Here is a 12772-nt window from a genome sequence, read left to right as displayed (position 1 = left end):
TGTCGGTGAGCTGGAGGCGGTCCTCGGCGCCGGGGCCGCCCGGCACGGCTGGCGCGCCGAGCTCGACCGGATCGCCCGCGCCGCGTACGCCGTCGCCCTGCGCCACCCGCACGTCGTGCCGCTGCTGGCCACCCGGCTGCACGCCACCCCGCTCGCCCGTCGTCCCGCCGCCGTGCTCGCCGCCGACGAGCGGGTCCTGGCGCTGCTCCGCGACGCGGGCCTCGGCGCCCGGCAGTCGGTCCGGCTGCACCGCGCCTTCACCGCCTGGCTGCTCGGCTGGCTCACGGTCGAGCTGCGCGCCATGGAGGACGACCCCGACGAACCCGACCCCGCCTTCCGCCTCGGGCTGCACCGGATGCCCGCCCGGGACCTGCCGCGACTGCGCGAGCTGGCCCCCCTCATGGCGGTGCGCGGCGGCGAGGAGGAGCTCAGCGCCGGGCTGGACGCCCTGCTGCGCCGGGTGAGCAGGAGCGACCCCGGGGTGCAGTGACCGCAAGTTTGCACGGTGTGCAAGAATCCCGTCCGTGACCACGACCGATCCGCGCACCGGCGCCCCCGCCGAAGGGCTGCGCGCCCGCCGGCGCCGCCGCACGCGCGCCGAGCTGCACGACGCCACGCTGCGCCTCGTGCGCGAGCTCGGCTTCGCGCGGGTCACGGTCGAGATGATCAGCACCGAGGTCGGGGTCTCGCCCCGCACCTTCTTCAACTACTTCCCCAGCAAGGAAGCCGCGCTCTTCGCCCTGCCCGGCACCCTGCCGCCCGCCCTCGCCGACCGCTTCGCCGAGGGCACCGGACGGGACACCGACGCGGTGCTGCGCGATCTCGGCGACGCCCTGGCCGACCACCTCCAGGAGGCCTCCCCGAGCCCCCGGGAGCTGGAGGACATTCTGCGGATCGCCGAGGGCGTGCCCTCGGTGCTCGCCACCTTCCTCGCCCAGTGCGAGGCGGTCGAGCGCGATCTCGCCGGAGTCGTCGCCCGGCGCACCGGCACCCCGGCCGACGGCACGGACGCCGAACTGCTCGCGGGCATCGCCATGGCGACCGTCCGCAGCGGCCTCAAACGGTGGTCGCAGCAGAGCGACCACAGCGCGGGCCCCGCAGCCTCGGTGCGCGAGGCCTTCACGGCGCTGCGCTCACTGACCGGGACGGCCGCGGTGCAGTAGCCGCCCGCCCGTGCGACCGGTTCCCCCACCGCGGTCGCCTCCGCAGCACCCTCCTCCCCTTCCGCCCCCTGCTCCCCGCACACCCGTCACCGCACGCGGCGCCCGCTCTGTCCGCCGCGCGGTCCCCGGACCATCCGCACGACCCTTCATTCCATCGGAGAACCACGCAATGACGCACGCCCCCGCACCCGAGGGCATCGACACCGGATCCGCCACGGCGGCCGACGAGAGCATCGCCAAACCGGCCAACTTCGGCCTCATCTTCGCCGCGCTCATGCTGACGATGCTGCTGGGCGCCCTCGACCAGACGATCGTCTCGACCGCCCTGCCGACCATCGTCGGGGAGCTCGACGGCATCGAGCACATGGCGTGGATCACCACCGCCTACATCCTCGCCGCCACCGTCGGCATGCCCGTCTACGGCAAGCTCGGCGACCTCATGGGCCGCAAGAACATCTTCCTCACCGGCATAGCCCTGTTCCTCGTGGGCTCGGTCGTCTGCGGACTCGCCGGGAACATGGGCACGCTCATCGCCGGCCGCGCCCTCCAGGGCCTCGGTGGCGGCGGTCTCATGATCACCTCGCAGGCGATCATCGCCGACCTGGTGCCGCCGCGCGAGCGCGCCAAGTACATGGCCCCGATGGGCGCCGTGTTCGGCCTGTCCTCCGTCGTCGGACCGCTGCTCGGCGGCTGGTTCACCGACGAGCACTCCTGGCGCTGGGCGTTCTGGGTCAACCTGCCGCTCGGCGTGCTGGCCTTCCTCGTCGCCGCGGTCGCCATCAGGCTGCCGCGCAAGGCCGTCCAGGTCACGCTCGACTACGTCGGCACCGCCCTGATGGCCGCGGCCGTCACCTGCACCGTCCTCTTCGCCAGCTGGGGCGGCACGCAGTACGCGTGGTCCGACCCGCTGGTCGTCGGGCTCGGCATCGGCGCGGTCGTCGCCTGGGTGCTGTTCTTCGTCGCCGAGAAGCGCGCGAAGGAGCCGGTCATCCCGCTGCACCTGTTCCGCAGCCCGATCTTCAACGTCGCGACCCTGCTCGGCATGATCGTGATCGGGCTCGGCATGTTCGCGATCGTCGGCTACATGCCCACGTACCTGCAGATGGTCTACGGCAAGTCGGCCACCGAGTCGGGCCTGCTGCTGATCCCGATGGTCGTCGGCATCATGGGCACCGCCCTGCCGTCCGGCGCGATCATGTCCAGGACCGGCCGGTACAAGGTCTACCCGATCGCCGGCACCGTCATCATCATGCTCGTCGCCTTCCTCATGTCGACGCTCGACGTGTCGGACCCGGTCTGGCTGGTCTGCCTGTACGTCGGACTCGCGGGCGCCGGCGTCGGCCTGATGATGCAGACGCTGGTGCTCGCCGTGCAGAACGACTTCCCGGCGGCGGAGGTCGGCACCGCCACCTCCGCGAACAACTTCTTCCGGGAGATCGGCGCGACACTCGGCACGGCCGTCGTCGGCGCCGTGTTCGCCAGCCGGCTCACCGACCAGCTCGCCGCGAACATCCCGGCCGGGGCGGCCGCACAGGTCGGCGACAGCGACTCGCTGACGCCCGCGCTCGTGCGCGCCCTGCCGGCCGATCTGCGCGAGACCGTGGTCAGCTCGTACCAGGAGGCGCTCGTGCCGATCTTCCTGTACCTGCTGCCCGTCTTCGCCGTCGGCCTGGTCCTCGCGTTCTTCCTGAAGGAGAAGCCGCTCGCCGACAGCGCCGACTGGCACGCGGAGAACGGGCCCGCCACCGAGGCGGCGGACAAGGAGCCGGCCCCGGCCGTCTGAGCCCGTCTCTCCTCCCGCATCCTGTGCCCCGGCGTGCCACGCGCCGGGGCACCGGTGTCGGTGCCGGTCCGTTCAGTCCGTCACGAGCCACTGTCCGTCCCGCATCAGCTCGCGCCCGGCGAGCTCGTTCACCTCGCGCCAGGCGAGGACGCGGACCGGCCGGATCCGGAAGTACCGGTAGTGCGGGCCGAGGCCGGCCGGGTCGAACCCGGTCCGGTGGGCGAACTCCTGCCGCAGCGCCGGCTCCGGACCCTCCTCGGGCAGCGCCTGCGCGACCCCTTCGATGTGCACGACGTCGCGCGTGTGCCCCAGCGCGACGTGCACGCGCCCGGTGTCGAGGAGATTGCGGGCCACCGGGTTCGAGGCCCGGGTCGACACGTACAGGAAGCCGTCCCGCCACAGGAAGGACAGCGGCATCATGTACGGCTCCCCGCCCTGCGCGGCGGCCGTCGCGACCCACGCGTCGACGTCCTCGTCGAGCCGGCGCAGGGTGTCCCGCAGGCGCTGCCGCGCGGAGCGGGCGGCCGGAACGGTCTCGGTCATCGGTGGTCCTCGCCGTCGTCGCCGGTCCAGGGAGCGGTGTCCCGCGCCCCAGGGGTGTCCCGCGCCGGAGGGGCCGGCGCCGCGTAACACCGTACGTCGATCAACTCGTCCGGGCCCCACTCCTGTTGCCCCGTGCCGAGGAACTGCCAGCCCGCCCGCTCGTACAGCGCGACCGCCGCGACGTCGGACGGGACGACGTCCAGCACGGCCCGCGCCCCGCGCAGCCGGGCCTCGTGCGCGACACGGTCCAGCAGCAGGGCGCCGATCCGCCGGCCGCGCGCCGCGGGATCCACGAAGAGCCGGCCCACGACCGCCGTCGGCCCGCCGGCCGGGGCCAGGCGCGGCGCCACGTCACCCGGCCCGGGCCCGGCCAGCACCACATGTCCCACCGGTCGGCCCGCGAGCCGCGCCACCCAGGCTCCCAGCTCACCGTCCACCCGCAGCCAACCCACCGGGTCCGCGGGCCAGTTCACCGGATAGCCGTCCTTGCGGTGCACCGCGCCGAGCACCTCCGCGCACACCGGAAGATCCGCCGCGGCGCGCTCCGTGACCACGGGCGCGCCGCCCCGCCTCGTGTCGTTCGGTTCCATCCGGGCATCGAACCACGCTCCGGCCCGGTAGCGTGCCCGTGTGGATCACCTCTCGCCTTCCGTGGACCTCTTCTCCCGTTCGTGGGCCGCGCTGCGCTCCGCCGTCGCCGGGCTCGCGCCCGCGGACCACGCGGCGGACTCGGGCTGCGCCGGCTGGCTGGTGCGGGACCTCGTCTGCCACCTCGTCATCGACGCCCAGGACGTCCTGATCACGCTGGCCACCCCCGCCGACGCGCCGCCGACCGCCGACGCGGCGGGCTACTGGCAGCCGCAGGAGCAGGCGCCGGACGGGGAGGACCCGCTCGCCGCCCTGACCGTCCGCCTCGCCGCCGCCTACCAGGACCCGGCGCTGCTCGCCTTCCACCTCGACGACGTCGGCTCGGCCGCGGGACGCGCCGCGGTCCTGGCCGACCCCGACGCGCTGGTGAGCACCCAGGACATGGTCCTGTGCGTCCGCGACTACCTCGGTGCGTACGTCCTCGAATGGACCCTGCACCACCTCGACCTGGTCGCCCGGCTGCCGCACGTGGCCGGGCCGGACGCGCCGTCCCTGGCCGCGGCCCGGGCCCTGCTGGAGCGGATCGCGGGCACCCCCTTCCCCGCGGCGCTGGACGACCCGGCCGCGCTGCTGACCGGTACGGGCCGCCGCCCGCCCACGCCGGAGGAGGCGGCCCTGCTCGCTGCCGAGGGCACCCGCTTCCCGCTGCTCCTGGGCTGAACGACGCACGGACCGCGGCACGCCGCGACCGTCGGCCCCGGGCATCAGCCCGAGCGGCCCAGGAGCGAGCGGCGCCAGCCCGCCGGCTCGGGGACCGGCAGCGGGTCGGCGCGCCGGCCGCCCCGCGCGAAGAACGCCGCGAGCGGCAGGGTCGCCGCGCCGACCGTCACCGCGTCCGGGCCGAGCCGGCCCATCTCCAGGCCGACCCGGCCCAGCGGGTACGTCAGGGCGTACGCGGCGACGTGCTCGCGCACCGGCTCCAGGAACCGCGGCCCGAGTTGCAGGCCCGCCCAGCCGCCGATCAGGATGCGCTCCGGCTGGAAGAGATTGACCAGGTCGGACAGGCCCGCCCCGAGGTACTCGGCGGTCTCGTCGAGGATCCGCACGGCTTGCTCCCGGTCCTCGGCGGGCACCTCGGCCTCCCCGTAGGCGGTGGCGAGGAGATCGGCGAGCGCCGCCTCCTCGCCACCGCCGTCCTGCGGCGCGCCCGTGGCCTCCCGCCACCGCCCGACCAGGGACTGCGCTCCCGCGTACGCCTCCAGACAGCCCCGGGACCCGCACCGGCAGCGGCGCCCCCGCACCCGTACCGTCAGATGGCCCCACTCGACGGCGCGGGCCTGGGCGCCGTCCTCGGTGACCACGCACGCGCCGACGCCGGACCCGAACAGCACGACGATCGCGCTGCCCGCCCCGCGGCCCGCGCCGAACCACATCTCGGCCTGGCCGAGCGTCTTGGCGCCGTTGTCGATGAAGTACGGGACGGACTGCGGCAGCCGCGACCCGGTGCGCAGCAGCCGCTCCAGCGGGACGGCGCTCCAGCCGATGGTCTGCCCGTGCACGACCGCGCCGCCGTCCTCGCCCCGCGCGACGATGCCGGGGACGCCGACGCCCACCCCGAGCAGCCGCTCCGGATCGGCGCCGGCCGCGGCCAGGACCTCGGCGACGCCGTCCTGCACATGGCGGACGACGACGTCCACGTCGTAGTGGTCGCGGACGGCCAACGGGTGTTCCACGCGGGCGAGTTCGGTGAGCACCAGATCGAAGAGCTCGACCCGCACGAGGTTCTCGCCGACGTCCACGCCGATCAGCAGGCCGCCGCCCGGGTCGATGCGCAGGAGCGTCCGCGGCCGGCCGCCGTCCGAGCCGACGCTGCCGGCCTCCTCGGCGAGCCCCTCGGCGACGAGCTCCGCCGTCACGTTGCTGACGGAACCTGAACTCAGTCCGGTCGCGGATCCCAGTTCGTGCCGGCTCAACGGGCCGTCGAAATACAACTGTTGCAAAAGCGCCGCGCGATTCGCCCGCCGCAGGTCGTGCACCGTGCGCCCGTTCCGTCCGGCCATGTTCTCCCTCTTCCCGCGTCCGTGATCGGTCGACGGCCGCCGCTCTGCGCAAGATACCCGTGCCGGAGCTCTTGACGCCCCCTTCCCGTGCGGCTTAACTCACAGCCTAAATTAAGCCCTGAGGACGTTCACTACTTGAACTCGCGCTGCGAGGGCGGGTGATGACGCGGTCGGGGATCCTCCGGACAAGGGACACCTGGAGCCATGCGCAGAAACCGAGCCGCAGCAGTCGGCGCTGCCACTCTCTCGCTCGCCCTCGCCCTCACCGCCTGCGGCGGCGGCTCGTCGACGGGCGGCGGGTCGAACGACTCCCCGAAGACCCTCACGTACTGGGCGTCGAACCAGGGTGCCAGCATCCAGGTCGACAAGAAGGTCCTCCAGCCCGAGCTCGACAAGTTCGAGAAGAAGACCGGCATCAAGGTCAAGCTCGAGGTCATCCCGTGGTCGGACCTGCTCAACCGGATCCTCACCGCCACCACCTCCGGCCAGGGCCCCGACGTCCTGAACATCGGCAACACCTGGAGCGCCTCGCTGCAGGCCAGCGGCGCCCTGCTGCCCTGGGACGCGAAGAACTTCGAGAAGATCGGCGGCAAGGACCGCTTCGTCGAGTCGGCCCTCGGCTCCGCGGGCGCCCAGGACAAGGACCCGGCCGCGGTCCCGCTGTACTCGATGTCCTACGCGCTCTACTACAACAAGAAGATGTTCAAGGACGCCGGGGTCACCAAGCCCCCGACGACCTGGGACGAGGTCGTCGCCGCGGGCAAGAAGATCTCCAAGAACGGCAAGTGGGGCCTGGCGGCCGAAGGGTCGAACCTCTCCAACAACATCCACCAGATCTTCGTGCTCGCCAAGCAGCGCGGCGCCGACTGGTTCACCGCCGACGGCAAGCCCGACTTCACCTCCGACGGCGCTGTCGCCGCCGTGAAGCAGTACGTCGACTTCATGGCCAAGGACAAGATCATCGCGCCCGGCAACGCCGAGTACGCGCAGAACCAGTCCCTGAGCGACTTCTCCAAGGGCAAGACCGCGATGGTGCTGTGGCAGGCCGCCCAGAGCACCTTCAAGTCCCAGGGCATGAAGGACGACGAGTGGGGCGTCGTGCCCGCACCCGTCCAGTCCGGTGCACCCGGCCAGGGCCAGAACGTCAACTCGATGGTCGCCGGCATCAACATGGCCGTCTTCAAGAACACCAAGAACCTCGACGGCGCCACCGAGTTCGTGAAGTTCATGACCAGCGACGACGAGCAGAAGCTGCTCAACAAGACCTACGGTTCGATCCCGCCGGTCAAGGCCGCCCAGGACGACCCGGCCTTCAACGCGCAGGCCACCGCCGTCCTCAAGGACACCCTCGCCAAGAGCGCGGCCCCGCTGCCCCAGGTCGCCGACGAGTCCCAGTTCGAGACCGCCGTCGGCACGGCCGTCAAGGAGCTCTTCGCCGACGCCGCCGCAGGCAAGCCGGTGACCACCGAGTCCGTCAAGGCCGCCCTGAACAAGGCCCAGCAGTCGATGCCCACGAAGTGAGCGCGGAGAACTCCATGACCACGACCGCCACGTCCCCCGCCCCGGCGGGGGAGGGGCCGGCCGTCGGCAAGGAGTCCCCCGGGGCGGCGAGCGGCAAGAGCCGCCGCCCCGGGCGGATCCGCCGCCTCGGCCTGCCGTACCTGCTGCTCCTGCCCGCCCTGGTCCTCGAACTGCTCGTCCACCTGATCCCGATGGTCATCGGGATCGTGATGAGCTTCAAGGAACTCACCCAGTTCTACATCCGGGACTGGGGCGCCGCCCCCTGGTCGGGGCTGGACAACTTCAAGATCGCCGTCGACTTCGACGCGCCCGTCGGGGAGGCGCTGCTCCACTCCTTCTTCGTCACCTGCCTGTTCACCCTGCTGTCCGTCGGTCTGTGCTGGGCGATCGGCACGGCCGCCGCCGTCTTCATGCAGGAGACGTTCAAGGGCCGCGGCATCCTGCGCGCCCTGTTCCTCATCCCGTACGCGCTGCCCGTGTACGCCGCGGTGATCACCTGGGTGTTCATGTTCCAGCACGACAACGGCCTGGTGAACCACGTCCTCCACGACCAGCTCGGCGTCACCGACAAGCCGTCCTTCTGGCTCATCGGCGACAACAGCTTCATCGCACTGCTCACCGTCTCCGTGTGGAAGGGCTGGCCGTTCGCCTTCCTCATCGTGATGGCCGGCCTGCAGAACATCCCCAAGGAGATGTACGAGGCGGCCGCGCTCGACGGCGCCGGCCTGTGGCAGCAGCTGCGCCGCATCACACTGCCCTCGCTGCGGCCGGTGAACCAGGTCCTCGTGCTCGTCCTGTTCCTGTGGACGTTCAACGACTTCAACACGCCCTACGTGATGTTCGGCAAGGCGGCACCCGAAGCGGCCGACCTCGTCTCCGTGCACATCTACCAATCCTCGTTCGTCACCTGGAACTTCGGCACCGGATCGGCCATGTCCGTCCTGCTCCTGCTGTTCCTGCTGCTCGTGACGGGCGTCTACCTGGCGCTCACCTCGCGCGGAAGGAAGACCGCCGATGTCTGACCTCCAGCTGCGCCGCTCCGGCCCCCGCTCGCCCATGGCGGCGCCGCGCTCCTTCCTGTGGACCCGGCGGATCTTCCTCACCCTGCTCACGGGCTTCGTGTTGCTGCCCGTGTTCGTCATGGTGTCCAGCTCGCTGAAGCCGCTGCAGGACGTCCAGGGCGAGTTCCGCTGGATCCCGAGCGGGCTGACGATCCGGCCCTACATCGACATCTGGTCGACGGTCCCGCTCGCCAAGTACTTCGTGAACTCGCTGATCGTGGCGGGTGCCGCGACCGTCTGCTCCGTCGTCATCGCGGTCTTCGCCGCGTACGCCGTCAGCCGCTACCGCTTCCGCGGCAAGCGCGTGTTCACCGTGACGGTCCTGTCGACGCAGATGTTCCCCGGCATCCTCTTCCTGCTGCCGCTGTTCCTCATCTACGTCAACATCGGCAACGCCACCGGGATCGCGCTGTTCGGCTCGCGCGGCGGTCTGATCCTCACCTACATGACGTTCACGCTGCCGTTCTCGATCTGGATGCTCATCGGGTACTTCGAGTCCGTGCCGCGCGATCTCGACGAGGCCGCCCTCGTCGACGGCTGCGGACCGCTCGGCGCCCTGTTCCGGATCATCGTGCCCGCCGCGATCCCCGGCATCGTCGCCGTCGCCGTCTACGCGTTCATGACCGCGTGGGGCGAAGTGCTCTTCGCCTCCGTCATGACCAACGACGAGACCCGCACGCTCTCCGTCGGCCTCGGCGCCTACGCCAACCTCAACGACGTGTACTGGAACCAGATCATGGCCGCCTCGCTCGTCGTCAGCGTGCCCGTCGTCGCCGGCTTCCTGCTGCTCCAGCGCTATCTCGTCACCGGCCTCACCGCGGGCGCCGTCAAGTGACCGTGTCCCGCGCACCCGCCGCCCGCACCCGTGAAAGGAAACCCGTGTCCGACCCCGCCGCCTCCGTCGACCTCGCCGCCTTCCCCCAGGACTTCCTGTGGGGCACGGCCACCTCCGCGTACCAGATCGAGGGGGCCGTCGCCGAGGACGGCAGATCGCCCTCCATCTGGGACACGTTCTCGCACACCCCGGGCGCGGTCGACAACGGCGACCACGGCGACGTCGCCTGCGACCACTACCACCGGTGGCGCGAGGACATCGGCCTGATGAAGACGCTCGGCACCAACGCCTACCGGCTCTCCGTGGCCTGGCCGCGCGTCGTGCCCGGCGGTGACGGGCCCGTGAACAAGGCGGGCCTCGACTTCTACGACCGGCTGATCGACGCGCTGCTCGCCGAGGGCATCACGCCCTCCGTCACCCTGTACCACTGGGACCTGCCCCAGGTGCTCCAGGACCGCGGCGGCTGGCCGGTCCGGGAGACCGCCGAGCACTTCGCGGCGTACGCGGCGGTCGTCGCCGAACGCCTCGGTGACCGCGTCACGCAGTGGACACCGCTCAACGAACCGCTCTGCTCGGCCTGGATCGGTCACCTCGAGGGCCGCATGGCCCCGGGTCTGACCGACCTCACCGCCGCCGTGCGCGCCTCCTACCACCTGCTGCTCGGCCACGGCCTGGCCACGCAGGCGATCCGTGCCGCCGTCCCCGGCGCGCAGATCGGCATCGTCAACAACCTGGCGTACATCGAGCCGGCCACCGACCGGCCCGAGGACGTCGCCGCGGCCCGCCGCATGGACGGCCACGCCAACCGCTGGTGGCTCGACCCGGTGCACGGCCGCGGCTTCCCCGCCGACATGGTCGAGGTCTACGGCGTCGACCTCCCCGAGCAGGCCGGCGACCTGGACACCATCGCGGCCCCGCTCGACTGGCTGGGCCTCAACTACTACTTCCCGTCCGCCGTCGCCGACCACCCGGCGGGCCCGGCGCCGTACGCGGAGGCGGTGCGCCGGCTCGGCGTCCCGCGCACCGGCATGGACTGGGAGGTCGACGCCCAGGGCATCGAGAGCCTCCTGCTGCGTCTCACCCACGACTACGGCGCCCGCAAGCTGTACGTCACCGAGAACGGGTCGGCCTACCCCGACGTCGTGCGACCCGACGGCAGCGTCGACGACCCCGAGCGGGAGGCGTACCTCGTCGGCCACCTCGCGGCGTGCGCCCGAGCGGCCCGCAAGGGCGCCCCGCTCGCCGGGTACTTCGCCTGGTCGCTGCTCGACAACTTCGAATGGGCCTACGGCTACGACAAGCGGTTCGGCCTGGTGCACGTCGACTACCCGACGCAGAAGCGCACCATCAAGGGCAGCGGACACCGGTACGCGGACCTCGTGCGGCGCCACGGCGCCCGCGTGCGGCGCGCCGCCTGACCTCCCGCCCGCCCGAGGAAGCACGCGAAGGGCCCGCACGGTGACGTGCGGGCCCTTCGCGTGTCCGGAGCAGCTCAGGCCAGCGAGAGGAAGAGCTTCTCCAGCTCCTCCTCGCTGAGCGGCGGCTGTTCTCCCTCCGCCGCGTTCATGCAGTCCCGCATCCCGGAAGCGATGATCTTGAAGCCGGCCCGGTCCAACGCCCGTGACACCGCGGCCAGTTGAGTGACCACGTCCTTGCAGTCGCGGCCCGCCTCGATCATGGCGATGACCCCGGCCAGCTGGCCCTGCGCCCGCCGCAGCCGCTTGAGGACCGCGTCCATCGCCTCCGGGTCGTCGGCGCCCTTCACGACCGCAGGGCCGCGCGGGCGGATTCCAGGACGCCCGGCGCGGGCCGGTTGAAGGGCAGCTTGCCGAGCACGGCCGCCATGCCGCAGGTGTTGCTCACGCCCGAGTACACGAGACCGGAGGCGACGCCCGCGGCGAGCAGTCGCCCCTTGGGGGTGCGGCGGCCGAGCGCGAGGCCGAGGAGTACGAGCGACCCGGCGGTGAAGCGGACCTGCCGGTCCATGGCCCACACGGTGCGTCCGGGACGGTCCGCGGTGTGCACGGGCAGTCCGTCCGCGCTCCAGGCGTGGGTGCCGCCGGCGAGGCCGACGGCCTCGACGCCGGCCTCCGCGAGCTTGGCGCAGGCGGCGGCGGAGCGCTGTCCGGCGGCGCACACGACGACGATGTGCCGCCGCTGCGACGCGGCGCGCAGGTCCGGCAGCAGGTCGTCGAGGTGCTCGGCCGGCACGTTGATCGCGCCCGGCACATGGCCGGACGCGAACTCGCCGGGGGCGCGCACGTCGACGACCAGCGTGCTGTCGGCGGGCCGGGCGTGCAGGTCCGCGGGGGCCAGGGTGGTGCTCATGCTTCTCCCAGGTGAGGCGACGACACCGGATGCATCGGTGAGCCCGAGGGTAACAGGTATACCCCCAGGGGTATCAGGCGGCGGCGCACCCGTCCCGTCCGGCGGGGCGGCACGCCGTCTTCCGGCCCAACACCGACAGAGGATGTCGGGATTCCAGGGGAAGCTCGATCCCACCTGACCTGACCCACCTGACCTCTCCCACCTGACCTGACCCACCTGACCTGACCCACCTGACCTCACCCACCTCACCTCACAGAACCGGAGCCGACGTGAACGCGCACCACCCATCCCCGCAGGACCGGCCGACGGACGGGCCGCCCCTGCGCGGCCGCGTCGCCCTGGTCGCCGGCGCCACCCGGGGCGCCGGCCGCGGCATCGCCGTCGAACTGGGCGCCGCGGGCGCCACCGTCTACGTCACCGGCCGCACCACCCGCACCCGACGTTCCGAGTACGACCGCGCCGAGACCATCGAGGACACCGCCGACCTCGTCACGGCGGCGGGCGGCCGTGGCGTCGCCGTCCCCACCGACCATCTCGAACAGGAGCAGGTCCGCGCGCTCGTCGACCGCATCGCCGCGGCCGAGGGCCGCCTCGACGTCCTGGTCAACGACATCTGGGGCGGCGAGCACCTCTTCGCCTGGGAGTCGCCCGTGTGGGAGCACGACCTCGACAAGGGGCTCAGGCTGCTCCGGCTCGCCGTCGAGACCCACGCGATCACCAGTCACCACGCGCTGCCGCTGCTCCTGCGCCGGCCCGGCGGACTCGTCGTCGAGGTCACCGACGGCACCGCCGAGTACAACGGCGCGCACTACCGCAACTCGTTCTTCTACGACCTGGCGAAGACGTCCGTGCTGCGCATGGCCTTCGCCCTCGGTCACGAGCTCGGCCCA

14 protein-coding genes are annotated in these 12772 nt (G+C 72.3%); 9 read left to right on the top strand and 5 right to left on the bottom strand.

Features of this window, described 5'->3' with window-relative positions; translation table 11 throughout:
• The 3 genes from GTW43_RS14495 to GTW43_RS14485 all read left to right on the top strand — a co-directional run.
• The coding region (locus GTW43_RS14495; protein WP_202501435.1) for a TetR/AcrR family transcriptional regulator C-terminal domain-containing protein at positions 1–490 on the top strand (490 nt) is incomplete at its 5' end.
• Positions 491–524: 34 nt separating this feature from the next.
• The gene (locus GTW43_RS14490; RefSeq protein WP_161302224.1) at positions 525–1163 is read left to right on the top strand and encodes a TetR family transcriptional regulator; all 639 of its coding nucleotides are present in this window, start codon (positions 525–527) and stop codon (positions 1161–1163) included.
• Positions 1164–1332: 169 nt separating this feature from the next.
• Complete coding sequence (locus GTW43_RS14485; RefSeq protein WP_161302222.1) at positions 1333–2946, top strand: MDR family MFS transporter; 1614 nt, start codon at positions 1333–1335, stop codon at positions 2944–2946.
• Between the two features lie 72 nt (positions 2947–3018).
• Here GTW43_RS14485 and GTW43_RS14480 read toward each other — a convergent pair whose 3' ends face one another.
• Both GTW43_RS14480 and GTW43_RS14475 read right to left on the bottom strand, forming a co-directional pair.
• Positions 3019–3489, bottom strand: a complete 471-nt coding sequence (locus GTW43_RS14480) for a pyridoxamine 5'-phosphate oxidase family protein (RefSeq protein WP_161302220.1) — start codon at positions 3487–3489, stop codon at positions 3019–3021.
• The gene (locus GTW43_RS14475) at positions 3486–4079 is read right to left on the bottom strand and encodes a GNAT family N-acetyltransferase (protein ID WP_161302218.1); all 594 of its coding nucleotides are present in this window, start codon (positions 4077–4079) and stop codon (positions 3486–3488) included. The genes GTW43_RS14480 and GTW43_RS14475 overlap by 4 nt, the downstream gene beginning before the upstream one ends.
• Positions 4080–4140: 61 nt before the next feature.
• Between GTW43_RS14475 and GTW43_RS14470 the strand changes: the two genes are divergently transcribed.
• On the top strand, positions 4141–4797 hold the full coding sequence (locus GTW43_RS14470; protein ID WP_161302229.1) for a maleylpyruvate isomerase N-terminal domain-containing protein: 657 nt from the start codon (positions 4141–4143) through the stop codon (positions 4795–4797).
• Positions 4798–4841: 44 nt separating this feature from the next.
• On the opposite strand, the gene GTW43_RS14465 is transcribed toward GTW43_RS14470, so the two are convergent.
• Positions 4842–6137 carry an ROK family transcriptional regulator gene (locus GTW43_RS14465; protein ID WP_161302217.1) on the bottom strand — a complete coding sequence of 432 codons (1296 nt, stop codon included), beginning with the start codon at positions 6135–6137 and terminating at the stop codon, positions 4842–4844.
• Positions 6138–6341: 204 nt separating this feature from the next.
• Between GTW43_RS14465 and GTW43_RS14460 the strand changes: the two genes are divergently transcribed.
• From GTW43_RS14460 to GTW43_RS14445, 4 genes are read left to right on the top strand one after another with little or no spacing between them, the layout of a single operon-like run.
• Positions 6342–7658, top strand: a complete 1317-nt coding sequence (locus GTW43_RS14460) for a sugar ABC transporter substrate-binding protein (RefSeq protein WP_161302215.1) — start codon at positions 6342–6344, stop codon at positions 7656–7658.
• Positions 7659–7672: 14 nt separating this feature from the next.
• Positions 7673–8680: a sugar ABC transporter permease gene (locus tag GTW43_RS14455; RefSeq protein WP_161302213.1), complete on the top strand. Its 1008-nt coding sequence runs from the start codon at positions 7673–7675 to the stop codon at positions 8678–8680.
• Positions 8673–9554, top strand: coding sequence for a carbohydrate ABC transporter permease (locus tag GTW43_RS14450; protein WP_161302211.1), 882 nt, complete (start codon positions 8673–8675; stop codon positions 9552–9554). Before GTW43_RS14455 ends, GTW43_RS14450 begins: the two co-directional genes overlap by 8 nt.
• 44 nt (positions 9555–9598) lie before the next feature.
• Positions 9599–10972 (top strand): GH1 family beta-glucosidase, encoded by a 1374-nt coding sequence (locus GTW43_RS14445; protein ID WP_161302209.1) that lies wholly within the window; start codon positions 9599–9601, stop codon positions 10970–10972.
• A 74-nt stretch (positions 10973–11046) separates the two neighbouring features.
• Here the strand turns inward: GTW43_RS14445 and GTW43_RS14440 are convergent, their stop codons facing one another.
• Together GTW43_RS14440 and GTW43_RS14435 are read right to left on the bottom strand one after the other, a co-directional pair.
• The gene (locus GTW43_RS14440) at positions 11047–11292 is read right to left on the bottom strand and encodes a metal-sensitive transcriptional regulator (RefSeq protein ID WP_161302227.1); all 246 of its coding nucleotides are present in this window, start codon (positions 11290–11292) and stop codon (positions 11047–11049) included.
• A 23-nt stretch (positions 11293–11315) separates the two neighbouring features.
• Positions 11316–11882, bottom strand: a complete 567-nt coding sequence (locus GTW43_RS14435; protein WP_161302207.1) for a rhodanese-like domain-containing protein — start codon at positions 11880–11882, stop codon at positions 11316–11318.
• A 269-nt stretch (positions 11883–12151) separates the two neighbouring features.
• Between GTW43_RS14435 and GTW43_RS14430 the strand changes: the two genes are divergently transcribed.
• The coding region (locus GTW43_RS14430; protein WP_343246005.1) for an SDR family NAD(P)-dependent oxidoreductase at positions 12152–12772 on the top strand (621 nt) is incomplete at its 3' end.

The sequence above is a fragment of the Streptomyces sp. SID5785 genome (assembly GCF_009870065.1).
GTDB lineage: Bacteria > Actinomycetota > Actinomycetes > Streptomycetales > Streptomycetaceae > Streptomyces.
This window is presented reverse-complemented; position numbering and strand designations above follow the sequence as displayed.